Raw genomic sequence first — 18,881 nt, forward strand, 5'->3', positions numbered from 1 at the left:
TCTGGGGTCTTGCGATGACGGCGACGCGCGCGCGCATTCTGCGCGGGCTTTCCGTGCCCGGCGCGGGCGGGTTGGCCACGGAACTGGTCATGCGGGCCAGGCACCGTCACCTGATCGAGGCGATGCAGCATCCGCCCGTCGATGCGGGGGCCGCCGCCCCGATCCCACCGCCTGTCCCTGAAGGTAGCAGCGATCCTCTGGCCCTGGACCAGCGCGACTTCGTGCGTCAGGTGGTGCAGATACTGGAAACGCACCGGGTTGCCGGAGATTTCGACCGGCTCGCGATCTTCGCGCCCCCGGCCATCCTGGCGCAACTGCGCGCGGAGATGCCCTCGCGACTGGCGAAGGTGATTGCTGCGGAACGGAGCGGATGCGCGATCCATCTCTCGGAAACCGAGTTGCAGGACGTTCTGCGGGCCGAGTTGGCCACCCTGAAAGCCTGAGATCCGCCGCGCCGGGCGGTCCGGCGTGGTGCACTCATGGCATTCTTTCGTAGATGCACAGCATGGAGGGCAGCGCCCCGGCGCTGCGCGTGTCAACGCCCGCGCGCGCCCCGGGCAATGACGATCCCCCCCGGATCAGGCCCACCCCCAGATAGCCTTTGCGGCGGTCAATCCGGTCGTCCACCCCTCCATGCTGGCAGAACCGAGACTAATGGCTCACCCGCACATGATGCATTGATGAGTGTCATCGGCCCGTGCGCGAGACCGGGTTTCGGTCCGACAGGCCCTGGCGCGCAAGGATCTTCGCCATCGGTCAGGCCGGCACGTTCGGCCAATGCGTCGATGTCGAGAAACAGGATATGGGCCGGATCCAGCAGGCGGATCAGGCCATCGCGTTCGAGCGCCTTGAAGACCCGGCAGATCGTCTCGACCGAGGTGGCCAGAAGATCGGCGATGTCGCGCCGCGCGACGGCAAGCGAGATCAGCCCGGTGCCATCGGGCAGGGCGCGGTAGGGCATGTAGCTGCGCGCGCTCAGCAGGAACGCCGCGATCCGTTCGTCCGGGCGCATGGCGCCGATGGTCCATGTCAGCCAGCGCAGCCTTTCCAGACGGCCCGCGTTGAAACGGTAAAGCGCGCGGCGCAGCATGCCATCCTCGGTCACCAGACGGTCGAAAACGCGCCGGTCGAACCGGCACAGCGTCGCCTCGGTGGCACTTTCAAGCGTATAACCGTTGCGGCCTTCGCTCTCCTGGCCGAAAAGGTCACCCGGAACGGTCAGGTTCAGGATCTGCCGCCGCCCCTCGCGGCTGTGACGCTGGAATCGCAAATAGCCGGAGACCACGATGCCCACGGCAGATGGCGGCGCGTCGTCGTGCCAGAGCACCTTGTCGGCGGGAACGGTCTCGACATGCGCGGCCCCGGCCAGCCGCCGACAGGCCGGTTCGCCGATCTCGGTGCAAAAAACCGACTCTGCCAGATAGGCCGCGCCCGCTGGTGCCCCACGGGTTGTCTGTCCGAAACTGCGCATCGCCTGCCTCCCGTTGGGGCGCGGTCCCGGGATGCGCCGAACCTGCCCCTTCGGACGGACCGTGCCCGATTGTCGCCAAGATAACATTGACGGTGGTCAATGCCTGACGGATAGGGTCCACTACCAGACGGCGCGTTTATGACGATTTCGCCCTTCCCCCTGAGGAAACGGGTGACGATGGGGAGGACGCATGGCGAATCGTGACCTGTACGGCGCTCTGCCGGGTCCGCAGGGGGGCGATATCGGCGGGCTGCTGGCAGAGGTGCTGGCGGATATGCCCGATGCGCAGCTTCACGGTCTCCAAGGCATTGCCCGGCTGCGCGACATCCCGCGCGGCGGCGTGGTGGTGACCGAAGGCGGGCGGCCGGACGAGATAGGCTATCTGATCCACGGGGCCCTGGGCATGCAAAAGCAATTGCCAGATGGACGGGTCCACATCATCGGGCTGCTGGTGCCGACCGACATGTATGGTCGGCTGTTCGATGGTCCCGCCGCCTATGACATCGTCGCGCTGACCGATGCGCGCGTGCTGGCGTTCCCGCGCGATGCGTTCGAGCGGATTCTGGTCTCCAGCCCCGAGATCGAGCGGCGCTTCCTCGTCAACGTGCTGGACGAGCTTGATTCGGCGCGGGAATGGATCCTGCTGATGGGCGGGCACAAGATCGTCGAGCGTCTGGCCTCGTTCCTGCTGATCCTGTTGCGGCGGATGCTGCGCGGTGGGCGGCACCGGGTTCCGGGCGCGCCGGTCACGGTGCGGATCCCGATCCGCCGCGTGGATCTTGCGCATTATCTGGGGACGACGCCGGAATCGGTCAGCCGCGCGCTGCACGAGCTGGAGGGGCAGGGACTTGTGCGCCTGCGCGACGCCTACGAGATCGAGATCGCAGACCTGCCGGGGCTGGTGCGGGTGTCGGGGGCCGATCATCTGGGGGCGGAGCGCGCGGGCTGACGGGCGCGTGCCGGGGGCGGCGTCAACTGCGCAAGACATGGATGCAGCGCGTCCCGGCCAGAAGCGCGGCTAGCCGCTGGGCCTCGAACTGCGAGAACAGAACGCTGCCCGCGCCAAGCTGCGCCAGATCCGGCGCGGCCAGCCGACGCAACGGGCGGCTGAGACGGGCAGCGGCCGCCTCGGCCAGCGGCGCAAGCGCGGCATCCGCGCCTGCCGCCAGTACGATCTCGCGCAGCGGCGCACGCATGGGGCCAGCGGGCAGCACCAGAAGATCGCCGGGCGCGGCAATGCCTGCCAGCGCCTCGGCCAGCCGCCCCTGCGTGTGGCGAAAGCTCCAGCTCAGTGCGGCAGCCGTCGCAGCCCTGGCCAGCAGCCGTTCGAAGCGGGCGGCATCGCGGGCATAGGCCGCGCCCATCCGCGCGGGGTCAAGTCCGGCCAGCATGCGCCCCGCCGGATCGACGAAGCGCGCCGCCCCTGCCAGTGCCAGTGCGATATTGTCGGCATCCTCGATCAGCACGCCCGCCAGCGCCGCCCCCGCCTCGGCCGCCAGCCCCGTGGCCAGCGGCAGCGCCGCCTCGGCCTCGGCCAGGCAGGTGGCCGACAGGATCACCCGGACGGTGCTGACAGGTGCGCTCATCCGTCCGTCTCCGACGGACTGGGTTTCTGGCCGAACCGCTGCCGTGCCTCGGCATAACCGATCAGCCGCGCCTCGACCCTGCCGTTCACGCTGTCGGGCGGGAAGGCGCCGTTGCCCCCCCGAACCCCCGTCGGCCGGCCGGTCAGCAGCGCGATGCCCTCGTCGACGGTCGCGATCGGGATCACCCGGAACCGGCCCGCGTCCATCGCATCGCGCACCCGCGGGCGCAGCACCAGATGGGGTACGTTCGAGACCGGGATCAGCACGCCCTGCCGCCCGGTCAGCCCGCGCGCGGCGCAGGTATCGAAGAAGCCTTCGACCTTCTCGTTAACTCCGCCGATGGCCTGCACCTCGCCGAACTGGTTGACCGAGCCGGTCACCGCAAGCGACTGGTCGATGGGCAGATCGGCCAGCGCCGAGAGCAGCGCGAACAGCTCGGCCGCCGAGGCGCTGTCGCCCTCGACCCCGCCATAGCTTTGCTCGAAGACCAGGCTCGCCCAGAGCGAGAAGGGCAGATCGGGGGCGTAACTGCCCGCCAGATAGCCCGACAGGATCATCACGCCCTTGGAATGGATCGGCCCGCCCAGTTCGGCCTCGCGCTCGATATCGACCAGCTTGCCCGCGCCCATCCGGACCCGCGCGCTGACCCGGCCGGGCCGACCGAAGCGGGTCTTGCCGATTTCCAGCACCGACAGCGCGTTGACCTGACCCACCCGCGCGCCGTCGGTGTCGATCAGCAACAGGCCGCGGGAAATCGCCTCCTGGCTGCGTTCGCGCAGCCGTCCGGCGCGCCGGTCCGCCGCGGCAATCGCCGCCTCGACATCGTCGCGCCCGATCGCGTCCGCACCTGACGCGCGGGCAATGTGATCTGCCTCGCGCAGGATGTCGCCCAGCGCGGCAAGGTTCAGCCCGAAGCGTTCCCCGTCATCGGCCAGCCGCAGGCTTTCGGCCAGCAGCCGCGCCACGCCATCCGCCGCAACCGGCCGCAGCCCGTCGTCGCGCGCCATGGTGCCGATGAGCCGGGCCAGCAGCAGCGCGCTGTCGGCGCTGCGCTCCATCCGGTCGTCGAAATCGGCCTCAAGCTTGAACAGCCGCCCGAAATCGGGATCGAACTCGGCCAGCAGGTAGTAAAGACGCCGGTCGCCCACCAGCACCACCCGCAGTTTCAGCGGCATCGGGTCGGGGTCCAGCGTCTCGGTCGAGATCAGGCTGAAGCGTTCCCCCGCGGAATAGATCGCCACCTCGCCCGATTTGAGGCTGCGCTTGAGCGCGTCCCAGGCCAGCGGCTCGGTCAGCACCTGCATCGCGTCTAGGATCAGGAACCCGCCATTCGCACGATGCAGCGCGCCGGGCCGGATCATGGTGAAATTCGTCACCAGCGTCCCCTGGTCCGAGGCGTATTCGATCCGCCCGATCAGGTTGGCCAGTGTCGGCAGGCTTTCCTCGATCACCGGCGCGCCGCTGGCCTGATCGGGGTCCTGCCCGACGATCACATTGACCGCGTAGCGGCGGAATTGCGGCTTGAGGTGATGGCGCGAGGTCGCGACCGGGAAGGCGCCCGCCTGCGCGCCGTCTTCACGGATCAGGAACAGTTCGGCATTGTCGATCAGGTCCTCGCGCAGCGCCTGAAGATGTCGGGTGACGGAAGGGTGATCGGCAAAGCGGCCAAGGGCGTCGGCCAGTGCCGCATCGACACCTTCGCGCGCCATGGCGATGTTCAGTTCCTCGACCTCGGCGCGCTGCGCCTTGAGCCCGCGCGGCACGTCCTTCAGCACATCCTCAAGCTGGGCGCGCACCGCGTCGATGGCCGCGCCGATCCTCTCGCGTTCGGCCTGCGGCAGTTTCTCGTATTCGTCGGGGGGCAGGATCTCGTCGCCCTTGCGCGGCGCCACGCCAAAGCCCATGGGCGTGCGCACGATCGCCACGCCACGCGCCCGCGCCGCATCCGCCAGCACGCCCATCGCCTGTTCGTGCCGCTCGGAATAGCTGTCCTCGATGGCGCGGCGGCGGGTCTGGTAATCCTCGGACTCAAAGATCGCGGGGATGTCGTCGGCCAGATCGTTGACCACCTTGCGCAGCGCGTCGCGCAACTCGACCGCGCGGCCCGGCGGCAATTCGATGGCGATGGGCCGGCGCGGATCGTCGAAGCGGTTGACATAGACCCGGTCGGGGGGTGGCGGGCGCCGGGCGGCGGCCTCGGCCAGAACCTGACGGGTGGCGCTGTGCCGTCCGGTGCCGGGCGTGCCAAGGACATAGAGGTTGAAGTCGCCGTGATCGGTGCCGGCCGCCAGCCGCAGCGCCTCGAGCGCGCGATCCTGCCCGGGCCAGTCGCTCAGCGGGTCCAACTCGGCCGTGGTCGCGAAGCCGAGCGCGAAATCCTCCTCGCCCGCAAGATGGCGGGCAGATAGCGGCTGGCCGGTCGCGATCTGGTCCATGGCTCTGCCCCGCTCGGGTTGCCGATGCCAAGCGAACACGGTTTCGGGGCAGGGCGCAAGCCCGGCCGCGGCTCAGACCGCGTGCAGCACCGCGCGGCTGCCCAGCGGCACCTGTTCGTAAAGGTGGATCACATGGGCATTGACCATCCGAACGCAGCCATTCGAGGCGCGTTGGCCGATGCTGGCCAGATCATTGGTGCCATGGATGCGCAGCATGCTGTCCGCGCCGCCAAAGGTGAACAGGTATAGCGCGCGCGCCCCCAGCGGATTGTCCGGCCCGCCGGGCATCCCGTCCTCGTATTTCTTGTAGAGATGCGGCTGGCGCGCGATCATCTCGTCAGTCGGCCGCCAGGAGGGCCATTCCTTCTTGACGTCGATGCGGAACACGCCGGAATCGTAAAGCCCGTCACGCCCGATCGACACCGGATAGCGGATCGCCTTGCCCTCGGGCAGGGTCCAGTACAGCGCGAAATCCCTTGGAACGACATGAACTTCGCCCGGTTCCACATTGCGGATGCGCACGATCCGGGGCGCCAGCGGGTCCGGGTCTTCGGTGGCAGGCCTCGTCGCCTGGGCCAGCGCGGGGCTGCCAATCAGCCCGGCCGCCGCTGTGTTCAGCAGGAAAGATCTGCGGTTCATCTTGGAAATACCTTACTTGCCAAGGCCTTAGAATAGGTTAACGCAAGATTCGGGCAACACAAGGGCGAACTGCGTCCGTTCACGCGGTTGCGAGCCTTACCGGTCGTCGCCGCGCCGGTGGCGCAATCTGCGCATCAGCGCCGCGATGTCGAACCAGATCAGCGCAAGGCCCAGCGGAATCATCCAGAAGCCGACCACCGGCAGGAAGCCGACGAGACCGCCCAACAGGAACAGAATCCCCACCAGGCTGCGCACCCCCGGCGGCAGGCGACCGCGCGCCCAGCGCGACACTTGGCCGATCCGGGCGCGCAGTCCTCTCCGGTCCTCTTTCCCGCTCATCCCGAGTGTGGGCGGCGGGTCTCAGCCTGCCGCGCGTGCATGTTCGGGGAACATCGCCGCCAGCCCCTCGGCCGTGGCCGGGGAAACGCCGCGTTCGGTGATAAGCCCGGTGACAAGGCGGGCGGGTGTCACGTCGAAGGCGGGGTTGCGCGCGGGTGTGCCCTGGGGCGAGATCAGCACCTGCCTGATGGCACCGTCGGGCATCCGGCCCTGCACATGGGTCACCTCGGCCTGGGCGCGCTCCTCGATCGGGATCTCCGTGACCCCGTCCCACACCGTCCAGTCGATGGTGGGCGAGGGCAGGGCGACATAGAAAGGCACGCCATTGTCATGCGCGGCCAGTGCCTTGAGATAGGTGCCGATCTTGTTGCACACGTCGCCCTGCGCGGTGGTGCGGTCGGTGCCGACGATCACCAGGTCGACCTCGCCATGCTGCATCAGATGCCCGCCGGCATTGTCCACGATCAGGTCATGGCTGACGCCGTGGTTCAGCATTTCCCACGCCGTCAGTTGCGCGCCCTGGTTGCGTGGCCGGGTCTCGTCGACGAAGACATGGATGTCGATTCCTTCCTCGACCGCGTGATAGATCGGCGAGGTCGCGGTGCCCCAGTCGACGGTGGCCAGCCACCCCGCGTTGCAATGGGTCAGCACGTTCACGCGCCCGCCGCCCTTGCGCGCGGCGATCTCGCGGATCAGCGCGAGGCCGTTCACCCCGATCCGGCGGTTGATCTCGACATCCTCATCGCAGATTTCGGCCGCGCGCCGGAACGCCGCCTCGGCGCGGTCGGCAGGGGACAACGGTTTCAACAGCCGGGTCATTTCATCCAGCGCCCAGCGCAGGTTGATCGCGGTGGGCCGCGTCTCGTGCAGCACCTCGTAGGTTTCCGACAGCGAAGCGTCCGAGGGATCCTCGGCCATCTGCACCGCCACGCCATAGGCCGCCGTCGCCCCGATCAGCGGCGCGCCGCGCACCCACATGTCGCGGATCGCGTCGGCAAAGTCTTTGCGGCTGCATAAGCTTACGATCCGAAGCTCATGCGGCAACCAGCGCTGGTCGATGATCTTGACCGTGCCGTCGGCCTCGCGCCAGATGGAGCGGTAATGGGTTCCGTCGATCTTCATGGCCCTTGTGGTCCCTTGTCCTTGCGTTTGCGGTCTTTTGGCCGATTGCGGCGGGCAGCGAAAGGCGGTTCCTCGTCTCACGCGGTTTCGGCCAGATGCGCTGCGCAGCCCCTGAGCGCGGCGAAATCGTCGGTGATGGTGGCGATCGCGAAACTCTCCATCAGCCGCGAGAACCGGCCCTTGGCGCGGAAACTGTCGTCCAGACCCAGCCGCGCCAGATGCGGGGTCATCGCGCGGGCGACGCCTCCGATCAGGTAGATGCCGCCATAGGGCAGATGGTGCAGGGCAAGGTCGCCCGCAACCCGGCCCAGCATCCTGGTGTAGGTCCGCAGCGTCTGTTCGGCCGCCGGGTCGTCCGGCGCGGCGGCGATGATCTCGGACCCCTCGATCCGCTGCGGCGGGCCTGTCCGGCTTGTCACCCAGTCATGAAGCGTTGCCAGCCCGCGCCCGGCCAGCACATCCTCGACCGCGGCAAAGCCATCCTCGCCGGCGGCGAAGCGGGCCAGCGACAGGTCTTCCTCGCAGGCCACGGGCAGGCTGACATGGCCGGCCTCGTTCGCGGTGACCAGCGTGCCCGTGCCGGTGCGGTGAACGACGGTGACATTGACCCCGGTGCCCAGCCCGATCACCAGCCGCACGCCGCCCACCGCGCGCGGGCCATCCAGCACCGGGACCAGCGCCACGGGCGCAAGCTGGTCCAGCGCATGGCCCTGTGCCTGAAGATCGTTCAACAGCCGTACCCGGTCCGCGCCGGTAACACGCGCGATCTCGGCCTCGTCGATCAACCAGTCCAGATTGGTCAGCCGCCCCCGCCCGGCCTGCACCGGCCCGGCCAGCGCCGCGCAGGCGCCGTCGATCTGGGGGCTGCCCGCCTCGGCCAGATAGCGCATCAGGACTGCGGACAGCCCCGCAAAGCCATCGTTGCGGTAGCGCCGGACGCTGTCCTCGACGATGCGGGGCCCCTCGGCCAGCGCGGCGCGGGTGTTGGTGCCGCCGATATCCACGACAAGCCGGGTCATGTGGCCTCGATGCGGGGCGGGGGGCGGTCTTGCATCATGCTGCGCAGGTTCGGCGGGGCGGGGGGGCTGCGTCAAGCGCGGATCGCGGCGCGGTGGCACCTTGCGGATCGGCGCGCGCCCGGCCAAGCTGGGCAGGACAGGCAGGGCGGCTTGAGAGGAGAGCGGAAATGACCGGACGGATGGGCCGCGCGGTGGCGGTGCTGGCGATGGCGACAGCCCTTGGCGGCTGCGTCCAGAACAGGGCGCCATCGGGGCCGGTGCCCTCGGGTATCGTGCCGGTGTCGATGGGCAGCGCCCATAGCGGCATGATCGGGGCGGTGGTGCAGCCGGGCGGCGGCGCGTTGCCGGGCTGGGCGCCGGAGCTTTCGGACGGCACCTTCCGTGCGGCGCTGGAAAACGCGCTGCGCCAGGCGGGGATCATGGCGCCGGGCGGGGTGCGGACGCTCGAGGCAACGGTTCTTCAGGTCGATCAACCGCCCAGCGAAACCTCGACCACCAAGGTCGTGCTGACCGTACATTACCTGCTGCGCGATGTCACCGGTCGGCCGGTCCTCGAACGCCGCGTGACCTCGGGCTATACCGCCACCATCGCGCAGGCAGTGCAGGGGGTCGACCGGCTGCGCGTGGCCCGTGAAGGGGCGATGCGGCAGAACATCGACGTGTTGCTGCGCGAGTTCGGCAGTGCGAGTGCCGACGCCGCGTATTGAAGGCCCTGGCCTGCATGCAGAGACCGCCTCTGTCCTGGGCGCCGCCCGGCAGCGCCGCCGCTTCGGCGGGCAGACCTTCGTCGCCTGGCATCGCGGCGCTTGCAGCGGCTTGACCCTGGTGCCCGGCGCCCGGGAAGAACTGTCACGCATCACCGCACGGGATGCTGCCCCGTGCCCGATCAGGAGAGTCCTGTCATGCCCATGCTCGCCTATCGCTGCGACGCCTGTGGAACCGACTGCGAATTGCTGATGCGCCCCTCCGATCCGCCGCCGGTCTGCCCGGGCTGCGGCAGCGGAGATCTGCGGCAGACGCTGTCGCGCGTGGCCCAGCCCGGCAAGACCGGCGCGCTGATCGCGGGCGCGCGCCGACTGGCCGCGAAGGAAGGCCATTTCAGCAATTACGCCAAGACCGAGCGGCCCGGCCGCAGCTGACGGGCGGGGCCGGACAATCCGCGCTCACGTTCCCGTCAACGCCTTGGTGGGTCCGACGAAAAGCGATTGGCGCGCGCCGCCTCGGCGTCTAGAACATCTTCATGGTCATAGAACTCGGTCACTTCGCCCTTACGCTCGCCTTTGCCATCGCGCTGGTGCAGGCCGTCATCCCCCTGATCGGCGCCCACAAGGGCTGGAGCGGATGGATGGCCATGGCCGAACCCGCCGCCACCGCGCAATTCCTGCTGACCGCGTTCAGCTTCGGCGCGCTGACCTATGCCTTCGTGACCTCGGATTTCTCGGTCAGCCTGGTGGTCAGCAACTCGCACACGCTGAAGCCGATGCTCTACAAGGTGACGGGCGTCTGGGGCAACCACGAGGGATCGATGCTGCTGTGGGTGCTGATCCTGACGCTGTTCGGTGCGATGGCCGCCTGGTTCGGCGGCGGGCTGCCGCCCGGTCTGCGCGCGCGGGTGCTGGCGGTGCAATCGGCGATTTCGGCGGCATTCTTTGCCTTCGTGCTGTTCACCTCGAACCCGTTCACCCGGATGCAGTCGATCCCCTTCGACGGGCGCGACCTGAACCCGCTTCTGCAGGATCCCGGTCTCGCCTTCCACCCGCCCTTCCTCTATCTGGGCTATGTCGGGCTTTCGATCTGCTTCTCCTTCGCGGTCGCGGCCCTGATCGAGGGGCGGGTCGATGCCGCCTGGGGGCGCTGGGTGCGCCCTTGGACGCTGGCGGCCTGGGTATTCCTGACCATCGGCATCGCGCTTGGATCTTGGTGGGCCTATTACGAACTGGGCTGGGGTGGGTTCTGGTTCTGGGATCCGGTGGAGAACGCCAGCTTCATGCCCTGGCTGATCTCGGCCGCGCTGCTGCACTCGGCCATAGTGGTGGAAAAGCGCGAGGCACTGAAAAGCTGGACGATCCTGCTGGCCATCGTGGCCTTCGGTTTCTCTCTGATCGGCGCCTTCATCACGCGCTCGGGCATCATCACCTCCGTTCACGCCTTTGCCTCGGACCCCGAGCGGGGCATGTTCCTGCTGCTGATCCTGGGCGTGTTCATGGGCGGCGCGCTGACGCTTTACGCCGCCCGGGCCACCGCCATGGAGGCAAAGGGCGTCTTCAGCACCGTCAGCCGGGAATCGGCTCTGGTGTTCAACAACATCCTGCTCGCGGTCTCGGCCTTCGTGGTCTTCGTGGGCACGATATGGCCGCTCTTTGCCGAGATGGCCTTTGACCGCAAGCTGTCGGTCGGCGCGCCCTTCTTCAACATGGCCTTCACGCCCTTCATGGTCGCGCTCGCGCTGCTGCTGCCGATCGGCTCGACGCTTCCGTGGAAACGCGGACGTCTCGGTCGGGCGGTGCGCGCGATGCTGCCCGCCATGGGTCTGGCCCTCGCGATCGGCGCACTTGCCTGGGCAATGCAGACCGGGCGCAGCGCACTTGGCCCCGTGGGCCTGGCGCTCGGCACCTGGCTCATCAGCGGTGCGGCGGTCGATCTGTGGCTTCGGGCGGGTCGCGCGGGTCTCGTGGACAGGCTGCGCCGGATCGCGCGGTTGCCACGCGCCGATTGGGGCAAGTCGGTCGCCCATGCCGGTGTCGGCATCACCATGATCGGGGTCGCGGGCGTCATGGCCTGGGAGATCGAGGATATCCGTGTCGCCCAGATCGGCGACCGGTTCGAGGTGGGCGGCTACGGCATCAGCTTCGAGAATGTCGAGGATGTGCAGGGGCCGAACTACATCTCGACCATGGCAACGATGGGCGTCTGGCGCGGCGAGACGCGCATCGCGACGCTGACGCCGGAAAAACGGGTCTATCCCGTGGCCCGCATGCCGACCACCGAGGCGGCGCTGGATATCGGCTTCTTCCGCGACGTCTATCTGGTGATCGGCGATCCGCAAGTGAATGGCGGCTGGGCGATCCGCAGCTATATCAAGCCCTTCGCCAACTGGATCTGGGGCGGCTCGATCATCATGGCTCTGGGCGGGCTTCTCAGCCTCAGCGACCGGCGCGTGCGGGTTGCCGCAGGCGCACGCCGGGAAGGCGGTGCCGCGCCGCTTCCGGCCGAGTGAAGGGTAGGGCCATGCTCAAGCGGATTTGCGTGATCCTGGTGGTGGTATTCGCCCAGACCATGCTTTCTACCGGTCCGGTCCGGGCCCTCGACCCGTCCGAACTTCTCGCGGACCCCGCGCTCGAAGAGCGCGCGCGCGAATTGTCGAAGGGCCTGCGCTGCCTTGTCTGCCGCAACGAGAGCATCGACGATTCAAACGCCGAACTGGCCAAGGACTTGCGCCGGATCGTGCGCGAACGGCTTGTTTCGGGCGATAGCGACGACGAGGTTCTGGACTATGTCGTCGGCCGTTATGGCGAGTTTGTCCTGCTCAAGCCGCCTGCGACCGGCGCGAACCTTCTGCTTTACATTGCCGGTCCCGCGATGCTCGGCCTGGGCCTCCTTGTGGCGGTCTTCTACATCCGCGGCCGCCGCGGTCGCGACACCGGTCCGGGCGAGCGGCTCAGCGCCGAGGAACAGGCCCGCCTCAAGGAAATCATGGGCGACTGACGCGGCCCGCTGCCATCTTGTTGGCCGAAACATCCCGGGGGAGTGCGCAAAGACGGGGGCGGTGCGCCCTGCGCCGGTCGCGCTTCAGGCATCGGCCGGGATCAACCCCAGCCCGCGCAGATAGATGCCGATGCCGGTTTCCAGCAGATCCTCGGCCGGGAAGGGCACGCGGGCCCCGGGGGCGCCGCGGGTGTAGAGTTCCACAACGCCATGGCTCATCGCCCAGATATGGGCCGAGACCATCGCCACGGGCGGCCGCTTTGCCTCGGGGATATGGCGCGAGAGGTCGCGCGCGGCGCGTTCCAGCACCGCGCTGGCCCGGTTCGCCACGGTGCACAGATCGGGATCGGCGTTCAGCGACAGGCCCGATTCGAACATCGCCATGTAATGGCCGGGGAAATTCCGCGCAAAGGCAAGATAGGCCCGGCCCGTCGCCGACAGGCTCGCCAGGGCCGAGGGCTGGCCGCTTTCATAGGCATGTTCCATCAGGTCCGCGAAGATCACGAAACCTTGCCGCGCACATTCCGCGATCAGGTCCTCGCGGCCCTCGAAATGGCGATAGACCGCAGCGGGCGTCACGCCTGCGGCCCGCGCCGCCTCGGTCAGGGTGAAGCCCTGCGGGCTTTTCTCGCGGATCAGAACCAGCGCGGCCTCGACCAGCGCCTGGCGCAGGTTTCCGTGGTGATAGCCGCGTTTAGACATCCCAGATCTCGGGGCCACCGCAGATCCTTGGATCGGGTGCGCCGACCGCGTCGATATTCTTGCCCGCGTAATCGACCCGCGTCAGCACCCGCCGGATTGCCGCAAGCCGCGCGCGCGACTTGTCGTCGGCGCGGATCACCGTCCAGGGCGCGGGACCGGTATGACTGCGCGCAAAGGTGTCGCGGATCGCGGCGCTGTAATTATCCCAGCGCTTCAGCCCCTCGACGTCGATCCAGGACACCTTCCATTGCTTGAGCGGATCGTTCTCGCGCTTGAGGAAACGGCGCAATTGCTCCGCCCGGCCCACGTTCAGCCACAGCTTGATCAGCACGATGCCCTCGTCGACCAGCATCTTTTCGAACTCCGGCACCTGGGCAAAGAAATGCTCGCGCTCGTCCGGGGTGCAGAAGCCGAAGACATGTTCGACCACCGCGCGGTTGTACCACGATCGGTCGAAGAACACGAGTTCGCCGCCCGCGGGCAGATGCGGGATGTAGCGCTGGAAATACCATTCAGTCTTCTGACGATCAGACGGCGCGGGCAGGGCAACCAGACGCGCAACGCGCGGGTTCAGGTTCTCGCGGAAGCGCTTTATCGTGCCCCCCTTGCCGGCGGCGTCGCGGCCCTCGAAGACGATGGCGACGCGCTTGCCGGTCGCCTTGATGTCGGCCAGCATCTTGACCAGCTCGATCTGCAATTTCTCAAGCTGGTCGAGATACTCCTTTTCATCCATGCGCTTGCGATAGGGGAAGCTGGCGGACAGGACGTCGTTCTTGTCGCTTGCCTCGATGGCATCCCGGATGTCCCTGGGCGCGTCGTCCTTGTAGAACTTGGTGATCGCGCCGTCGAATGGCAGGTCCTTCATGCGTGCCTCCGTCGCGTTTTCCGCCAGTATGGCGATCAGGCGCGCGGGCGCAATCCGGCGCGGGCGGCGGCGCGGTCGATGGCGGCCAGCGTCGCGGCGGGGGCGGCATGATGCGGCATGTGGCCGATGCCGGGCAATTCGGTCAGTCGGCCGGTCCGCAGCCGGGGCGCCAGCGCGCGGGAATGGAAGTCGATCGAGACAGCGTTGTCGGCGGTGCCGTGCAGGATCTCGACCGGCACTCGCAGGCCCGGATAGCGTTCGTTCATCGCCTGAAGCTGCGGTTTCAGGATATCGACCTGCCGCGCGCTGGTGCGCAGCGTCTCGGTTCGCAGGGCAAGCTCGATCCCCACCTGGTCCAGATAGCCCGCGGGCGGGCGTTGCGGGGCAAAGAATCGCGCGACCGCGCGTTCGGCGCGCGCGCGGGTGGCCAGCGCCGAAACCACCGCGCTGCCCAGCCCGCTGGAGGCCACCGTGTAGAAGCGCGGCAACTCGCCCGGCCAGGGCATCGTCACCCCGGCCAGCGTGACTACGCCCGCGGCGCGGTCCGGGTGGTTCAGCGCCCAGGCCATCGCGACGGCGGCGCCATAGGAATGGCCGACGATCACGGCCCGGCGGATGCCCAGCATCCCGGCGGCGGCGTCAAGCTGGGCGGCCTGTTCGGCCGGGGTCTCGCCGCGATTGTTCAGCGTCTGGGAATGGCCAAGGCCCGGCCGGTCGAAGGCGACGACACGGTAGCGCCGCGCCAGACGCCCGCTCAGCGAAAAGGTGAAGTCGCGCAGATTGGCCGAGGCGCCATGGATCAGGATTACTGCCGGTCCGCGCCCCTCGACATAGGCATGCACGATCCGCCCACGCACCCGCATCAATTGCCCGATGGGCGGATAAAGCTGCGCCGCCCGGTCCGGCGCTTCGGGCCGGTCCTGCGCGGCGGGGCTGGCGCAGGCGCTCAGAACCGAAGCGGCCATCAGGCCGGTAAAGGCGCGTCTGGTCGGCATCATGGCGATCTCCCTCGCAGGGGACATAGCGGCCGGGGCAGGCGGGTCCAGCGGGATCAGTCGTCCGCGCGCAGCCCCGCACGCCGTGCGGCACGCAGGATCGCGGCGACGGCGGCTTCGGGGCGGGCGTGGTGGGGCATGTGGCCCACGCCATGCAGCTCGATCAGGTTCGCGCTTTGCACCCGGGCTGCCAGCGGCCGGGAATGGACCTCGATCGGCACGATCCTGTCGGCGGTGCCGTGCAGGATCTCGATCGGCATCTTCAACTCGCCATAACGCGCTGCCATCGCGCGGATATGGGGCTTCAGCCCATTCACCTGCCGGGTGTTGGCGCGCAGGCTGTCGGGGCGCATCGACAGCTCGATCGCGATATGCTCGGCATAGCCCTCGGGCACCGGGTCGGGATCGAAGATCCGCTCGATGGTCTGGTGCGCCAGCGCACGGGGCGCAAAGGCCGATATCAGCGGGATCACCACAGCCGCGCCAAAGGCCGAAGAGGCCAGCTCGTACCACGGCCCCAGCCCGCCTTGCCAGGGCATCGCGGCCCCGGCCAGAGACACCACCGCCGCCGCGCGGGCGGGATGGTCCAGTGCCCAGGCCAGCGCCACCGAGCCGCCAAAGGAATGGCCGACAAGCACCGCGGGCCCAAGCCCGAGCCGAACCGCCGCCCGTTCCAGGATTTCGGCCTGTTCGAAGGGGCTTTCGCCATCGGGATGTAGCGGATCGGTATGGCCCAGCCCCGGCCGGTCAAAGGCGGTCACGCGGAAGCATTCGGCCAGTCGCCCCATCAGGTCGAAGCAGAAGTCCCGCGTATTCCCGCCCGCCCCGTGCAGAAGGATCACGTCCGGGCCTGCGCCCTCCTGATGGGCGTGGACGCGGGTGCCGTCGATATCCAGAACCTCGCCCGTGGGCATGTAGCGGTCATGCATTCTCAGGCGGCCCCGATCCGGTCGATGTCATAGGGCGTGGTCTGGTAGATCTGGTTGATCCAGTTGCCGTAAAGCAGATGCGCATGGCTGCGCCAGCGGTTCTGCGGCGCCTGCGCCGGATCGTTGCCGGGATAGTAGTTGATCGGCACGTTGATCGGCGTGCCATTCGCCACGTCGCGGTCGTATTCCTGTTTCAGCGTGTCGCTGTCATATTCGAAATGGTTGAAGATATAGAGCGCGCGATGCGCCGCATCCTCGATCAGGCAGGGCCCTACCTCGTCGCTGCCCAGAAGCGTCACCAGCCCCGGCACCGCGTCGATCTCGGGCTGGCGCATCTCGGTCCAGCGGCTGACCGGGATCACGCAATCGTCCGAAAAGCCACGCAGATAGGGCGATGCGGGAACGAGGTTACGGTGTCGGAAACAGCCGAATGCCTTGTGGTCCAGCATGTGTTTCTGCACGCCATGGAAATGATAGATCATCGCCATGCCGCCCCAGCACACGCCGAAGGTGGACTGGACATGGGTCTGGGTCCAGTCCATCACGCGGACCAGTTCATCCCAATAGGTGACCTCGGTGAAGGGCAGATGCTCGATGGGGGCGCCGGTGATGATGAAGCCGTCGAATTTCTCGCCGCTCGCGGCGACCTCGGCAAAAGGGCGGTAGAACGCCTCCATATGCTCGGCGGCGGTGTTCTTGGTCTGATGCTCGGTCATCCGGATCAGGCTCAGTTCGATCTGAAGCGGCGTGGCGCCGATCAGCCGGGCGAACTGGGTCTCGGTCTGGATCTTCTTGGGCATCAGGTTCAGCAGGCCGATGCGCAGCGGCCGGATGTCCTGACGCGCCGCTGCCTCCTCGCCCATCACCATCACGCCCTCGCGCGTCAGCACGTCGAAGGCGGGCAGCGAGGTGGGGATCTTGATCGGCATCGGGCGGGCCTTTCCGGAAGACGCGGAGACGAGAGATAGGCGGCTTCTCAGCGGGCCTCAAGGGCGCGGGCGACCAGTTCGACGAAGTCCGCGGGGCTGGTGACCCTTGCCACATCCTGGGCGGCGACCTTGACGCCCCAGTTGCGCGCCATCGCCGCGTAGCGCGGCTGGCGGTGGGCCAGCGCGCGGGCATAGGTCCAGCGCACGAAGGCATCGGGATCGACCTCTGGCTCGGTCAGGCCGGTTTCGTCCAGATAGGCCGCCCAGGCCGCGTGCAGGAAATCGGGCTGGTAATACATGGGCTTGGGGGCGCGGTCGAAACGCGCGACCAGATCGGCGGTGTGTGCCTCGGACCCTTCGATCCAGACCAGCAGCAGGTTGCGCGCAAGCGTCGTCAGCACCTCGTCCTCGGGGTTCTCGGGGTCCACCACCTCGCAGACCGATCCGCCCGAGTCGCAGACGAAGTTGCCGTAGCCGTAAAGCTCCTCGGCCCGCTCGATGAAGCGCGGGGTGTCCAGCAGGGCGCTGATCTCGGCGGCGCGGTGCTGTTCCTGACGGCGCATGTATTCGGCAAAGCTCAGCCCGCCCTTTTCCGCCGCGCCGGGCTTGCCCAGATAGGTCGAAAGCGGTGCCAGATTGTCGAAGGTGATGTTCGAGGCGATAAAGACGCTGTCGGTCAGCAGCAATTCGCGCAGCAGCGGAACCTTCATCGCCTCGCGCTTGAAATTGTCGGCGATCAACTCGCCCATGTAGCGGGTGCCGATGCGGTAATCGACCGAGTAGTGGAACCAGTCGCCCCGCGCGCGCAGCATGTTCGAGACATGGGTCTTGCCCAGCCCCGACATCCCGAACAGAAGCACCCGCTTGCGGGGCGCCGAACGCCACTCTGCCGCCGACTCGTAGATCATGCCATGCCGCCCTTGCCGAACGGGCATCTGGTAGCGGGCGGGCGGGGGGCGGTCAAACGAAACCGCCCGGACGTGCCGGGCGGCCGCAGGACAGGGCAGGAGGGCCGCTCAGAACGAGTAGCCGACGCGCAGGCCGAAGCCCCAGCCGTAGTTGCCTGAAAAGTCGCCATCTATCCCGCGGGTCGTCGCATCGCCGATATCGACATAGCGCAGGCCGCCGGTGATCTTCGCCGGACCGTTCGTGTAGGTGAGCGCCAGGCCCGCCGACTTGAACCCATCCGTGGGGCCCAGATTGCCGGTCACATTGCCCTTGGTCTCTTCGTAGCCGAGCAGAACCGCGCCGGACCAGTTGTCGTTGAACTTGCGGCCCAGCCCCAGATTGTAGGTGATGACATCGTCAGTGTAGAAAACGAGAGCATTGCCATAGACGTTGCGGTATTCGTCGGGGTCGATCGTGAACTCGGTCCAGTTCACCCAGCGGACCGAGCCGAACAGCAGCGTGTCGGCCGCGATGCCGGTCTGGAACTCCAGGTTGATCGATTCCGGGATCTCGGTCTTGAAGGTGCTGTCGACGACGATGCCGCCCGTCGACGGGCCGCTTTCGGCGGCATCGAACGTGTGGTTGATCGCAGAATTGTAGGTCAGCGCCACCCGCGCTGCAATCTCCGGCTTTTCCCATGCGATCCCCAGAACATAGCCGAAATCCGTCTCTTTCGAGGTCTCAAGCGTGTAGGGGTTCGGGTCGAGTGCCGGGAACGGCAGATTGACCGTCCCGGATGTCCTCAGCGCGCGCAACCCGCCGATCAGGCTGAGATTGTTGTCGAACCTGTACCGGGCCAGTGCTGTCACAGCGGTCGCGTCAAGTTCGGCCGTGGTGCCCGCGACCGGGTAGCCCGTGCCGGACCGGTAGTCGACATCCGCGCCGATCGGCTGGTCGAGGATCAGCGCGAGATCCAGCGACGGGGTAAGAGCCTGCTTGTAGCCCAGCGAAAAGGTGTTGTAGCCGGGCGCCATGTCACCGGCTCCGATTGTGGGCCCCAGGAAGGCACTCGTCCCCGACACATTCGCGTCGAACCTGCTGAAACTCAGTTCCGCATAGGTGCCCGGCTCGAACAGGATGCCGACCGACTGGGTCGAGCGCTCGACGCCTCCGGCATGGGCGCTGCCGATCCCCATGGCGGTCAGGACGACCCCCGTCACCACGTTTTTCATTTTGCCTCCCCACGAAACGTCGCGC

General features: G+C 67.8%; 20 protein-coding genes. 6 read left to right on the plus strand and 14 right to left on the minus strand.

Going from position 1 to position 18,881, the window contains the following annotated elements; genetic code table 11:
- Positions 1–14 precede the first annotated feature (14 nt).
- On the plus strand, positions 15–443 hold the full coding sequence (locus EV216_RS18375) for a host attachment protein (protein WP_165899291.1): 429 nt from the start codon (positions 15–17) through the stop codon (positions 441–443).
- 167 nt (positions 444–610) lie between these two features.
- Here EV216_RS18375 and EV216_RS15740 read toward each other — a convergent pair whose 3' ends face one another.
- Positions 611–1,471 (minus strand): Crp/Fnr family transcriptional regulator, encoded by an 861-nt coding sequence (locus tag EV216_RS15740; RefSeq protein ID WP_165899292.1) that lies wholly within the window; start codon positions 1,469–1,471, stop codon positions 611–613.
- Between the two features lie 190 nt (positions 1,472–1,661).
- Between EV216_RS15740 and EV216_RS15745 the strand changes: the two genes are divergently transcribed.
- Entirely contained in the window at positions 1,662–2,420 is a 759-nt protein-coding gene (locus EV216_RS15745) for a Crp/Fnr family transcriptional regulator (protein ID WP_243642100.1), read from the plus strand.
- Between the two features lie 22 nt (positions 2,421–2,442).
- On the opposite strand, the gene EV216_RS15750 is transcribed toward EV216_RS15745, so the two are convergent.
- From EV216_RS15750 to EV216_RS15775, 6 genes are all read right to left on the minus strand, one after another.
- A complete protein-coding gene (locus EV216_RS15750) occupies positions 2,443–3,057 on the minus strand; it encodes a hypothetical protein (RefSeq protein WP_132696488.1) in 615 nt (204 codons plus the stop codon).
- On the minus strand, positions 3,054–5,492 hold the full coding sequence (locus tag EV216_RS15755; RefSeq protein ID WP_132696489.1) for a Lon protease family protein: 2,439 nt from the start codon (positions 5,490–5,492) through the stop codon (positions 3,054–3,056). Before EV216_RS15755 ends, EV216_RS15750 begins: the two co-directional genes overlap by 4 nt.
- Positions 5,493–5,564: 72 nt before the next feature.
- Positions 5,565–6,131 (minus strand): L,D-transpeptidase, encoded by a 567-nt coding sequence (locus EV216_RS15760; protein ID WP_132696490.1) that lies wholly within the window; start codon positions 6,129–6,131, stop codon positions 5,565–5,567.
- A 96-nt stretch (positions 6,132–6,227) separates the two neighbouring features.
- The gene (locus EV216_RS15765) at positions 6,228–6,470 is read right to left on the minus strand and encodes a hypothetical protein (protein WP_132696491.1); all 243 of its coding nucleotides are present in this window, start codon (positions 6,468–6,470) and stop codon (positions 6,228–6,230) included.
- A gap of 21 nt (positions 6,471–6,491) precedes the next feature.
- Positions 6,492–7,592: an S-methyl-5-thioribose-1-phosphate isomerase gene (gene mtnA / locus EV216_RS15770; RefSeq protein WP_132696492.1), complete on the minus strand. Its 1,101-nt coding sequence runs from the start codon at positions 7,590–7,592 to the stop codon at positions 6,492–6,494.
- Between the two features lie 77 nt (positions 7,593–7,669).
- Entirely contained in the window at positions 7,670–8,611 is a 942-nt protein-coding gene (locus EV216_RS15775; protein ID WP_132696493.1) for a glucokinase, read from the minus strand.
- Positions 8,612–8,778: 167 nt separating this feature from the next.
- On the opposite strand from EV216_RS15775, the gene EV216_RS15780 reads away from it, so the two are divergent.
- The 4 genes from EV216_RS15780 to EV216_RS15795 all read left to right on the plus strand — a co-directional run bounded on the left by EV216_RS15780 (position 8,779) and on the right by EV216_RS15795 (position 12,316).
- A complete protein-coding gene (locus tag EV216_RS15780) occupies positions 8,779–9,318 on the plus strand; it encodes a hypothetical protein (RefSeq protein WP_132696494.1) in 540 nt (179 codons plus the stop codon).
- A gap of 195 nt (positions 9,319–9,513) precedes the next feature.
- Positions 9,514–9,750, plus strand: coding sequence for an FmdB family zinc ribbon protein (locus EV216_RS15785; RefSeq protein WP_132696495.1), 237 nt, complete (start codon positions 9,514–9,516; stop codon positions 9,748–9,750).
- A 101-nt stretch (positions 9,751–9,851) separates the two neighbouring features.
- Positions 9,852–11,828: a heme lyase CcmF/NrfE family subunit gene (locus EV216_RS15790; RefSeq protein ID WP_132696496.1), complete on the plus strand. Its 1,977-nt coding sequence runs from the start codon at positions 9,852–9,854 to the stop codon at positions 11,826–11,828.
- 11 nt (positions 11,829–11,839) lie between these two features.
- Positions 11,840–12,316: a cytochrome c-type biogenesis protein gene (locus EV216_RS15795; protein ID WP_132696497.1), complete on the plus strand. Its 477-nt coding sequence runs from the start codon at positions 11,840–11,842 to the stop codon at positions 12,314–12,316.
- 84 nt (positions 12,317–12,400) lie between these two features.
- Here EV216_RS15795 and EV216_RS15800 read toward each other — a convergent pair whose 3' ends face one another.
- The 7 genes from EV216_RS15800 to EV216_RS15830 form a co-directional block, all read right to left on the minus strand.
- On the minus strand, positions 12,401–13,018 hold the full coding sequence (locus tag EV216_RS15800) for a TetR/AcrR family transcriptional regulator (RefSeq protein WP_132696511.1): 618 nt from the start codon (positions 13,016–13,018) through the stop codon (positions 12,401–12,403).
- Positions 13,011–13,883, minus strand: coding sequence for a polyphosphate kinase 2 (gene ppk2 / locus EV216_RS15805; protein WP_132696498.1), 873 nt, complete (start codon positions 13,881–13,883; stop codon positions 13,011–13,013). Before ppk2 ends, EV216_RS15800 begins: the two co-directional genes overlap by 8 nt.
- A 35-nt stretch (positions 13,884–13,918) precedes the next feature.
- A complete protein-coding gene (locus EV216_RS15810) occupies positions 13,919–14,878 on the minus strand; it encodes an alpha/beta fold hydrolase (protein WP_243642101.1) in 960 nt (319 codons plus the stop codon).
- 56 nt (positions 14,879–14,934) lie between these two features.
- On the minus strand, positions 14,935–15,807 hold the full coding sequence (locus tag EV216_RS15815; RefSeq protein WP_132696499.1) for an alpha/beta fold hydrolase: 873 nt from the start codon (positions 15,805–15,807) through the stop codon (positions 14,935–14,937).
- A 2-nt stretch (positions 15,808–15,809) separates the two neighbouring features.
- Positions 15,810–16,736, minus strand: a complete 927-nt coding sequence (gene metA / locus EV216_RS15820) for a homoserine O-acetyltransferase MetA (protein ID WP_132696500.1) — start codon at positions 16,734–16,736, stop codon at positions 15,810–15,812.
- 47 nt (positions 16,737–16,783) lie between these two features.
- Entirely contained in the window at positions 16,784–17,644 is an 861-nt protein-coding gene (locus EV216_RS15825) for a P-loop NTPase family protein (protein ID WP_132696501.1), read from the minus strand.
- Between the two features lie 108 nt (positions 17,645–17,752).
- Positions 17,753–18,856: an outer membrane protein transport protein gene (locus EV216_RS15830; protein WP_132696502.1), complete on the minus strand. Its 1,104-nt coding sequence runs from the start codon at positions 18,854–18,856 to the stop codon at positions 17,753–17,755.
- Positions 18,857–18,881: the final 25 nt, after the last annotated feature.

The sequence above is a fragment of the Rhodovulum steppense genome, from assembly GCF_004339675.1.
GTDB classification, from domain to species: Bacteria; Pseudomonadota; Alphaproteobacteria; order Rhodobacterales; family Rhodobacteraceae; genus Rhodovulum; species Rhodovulum steppense.

Coding starts and splice junctions, on each gene's coding strand:
- EV216_RS18375 (WP_165899291.1), top strand. CDS start 15: ATGACGGCGACGCGCGCGCGCATTCTGCGCGGGCTTTCCGTGCCCGGC.
- EV216_RS15740 (WP_165899292.1), bottom strand. CDS start 1,471: ATGCGCAGTTTCGGACAGACAACCCGTGGGGCACCAGCGGGCGCGGCC.
- EV216_RS15745 (WP_243642100.1), top strand. CDS start 1,662: ATGGCGAATCGTGACCTGTACGGCGCTCTGCCGGGTCCGCAGGGGGGC.
- EV216_RS15750 (WP_132696488.1), bottom strand. CDS start 3,057: ATGAGCGCACCTGTCAGCACCGTCCGGGTGATCCTGTCGGCCACCTGC.
- EV216_RS15755 (WP_132696489.1), bottom strand. CDS start 5,492: ATGGACCAGATCGCGACCGGCCAGCCGCTATCTGCCCGCCATCTTGCG.
- EV216_RS15760 (WP_132696490.1), bottom strand. CDS start 6,131: ATGAACCGCAGATCTTTCCTGCTGAACACAGCGGCGGCCGGGCTGATT.
- EV216_RS15765 (WP_132696491.1), bottom strand. CDS start 6,470: ATGAGCGGGAAAGAGGACCGGAGAGGACTGCGCGCCCGGATCGGCCAA.
- mtnA (WP_132696492.1), bottom strand. CDS start 7,592: ATGAAGATCGACGGAACCCATTACCGCTCCATCTGGCGCGAGGCCGAC.
- EV216_RS15775 (WP_132696493.1), bottom strand. CDS start 8,611: ATGACCCGGCTTGTCGTGGATATCGGCGGCACCAACACCCGCGCCGCG.
- EV216_RS15780 (WP_132696494.1), top strand. CDS start 8,779: ATGACCGGACGGATGGGCCGCGCGGTGGCGGTGCTGGCGATGGCGACA.
- EV216_RS15785 (WP_132696495.1), top strand. CDS start 9,514: ATGCCCATGCTCGCCTATCGCTGCGACGCCTGTGGAACCGACTGCGAA.
- EV216_RS15790 (WP_132696496.1), top strand. CDS start 9,852: ATGGTCATAGAACTCGGTCACTTCGCCCTTACGCTCGCCTTTGCCATC.
- EV216_RS15795 (WP_132696497.1), top strand. CDS start 11,840: ATGCTCAAGCGGATTTGCGTGATCCTGGTGGTGGTATTCGCCCAGACC.
- EV216_RS15800 (WP_132696511.1), bottom strand. CDS start 13,018: ATGTCTAAACGCGGCTATCACCACGGAAACCTGCGCCAGGCGCTGGTC.
- ppk2 (WP_132696498.1), bottom strand. CDS start 13,883: ATGAAGGACCTGCCATTCGACGGCGCGATCACCAAGTTCTACAAGGAC.
- EV216_RS15810 (WP_243642101.1), bottom strand. CDS start 14,878: ATGCCGACCAGACGCGCCTTTACCGGCCTGATGGCCGCTTCGGTTCTG.
- EV216_RS15815 (WP_132696499.1), bottom strand. CDS start 15,807: ATGCATGACCGCTACATGCCCACGGGCGAGGTTCTGGATATCGACGGC.
- metA (WP_132696500.1), bottom strand. CDS start 16,736: ATGCCGATCAAGATCCCCACCTCGCTGCCCGCCTTCGACGTGCTGACG.
- EV216_RS15825 (WP_132696501.1), bottom strand. CDS start 17,644: ATGATCTACGAGTCGGCGGCAGAGTGGCGTTCGGCGCCCCGCAAGCGG.
- EV216_RS15830 (WP_132696502.1), bottom strand. CDS start 18,856: ATGAAAAACGTGGTGACGGGGGTCGTCCTGACCGCCATGGGGATCGGC.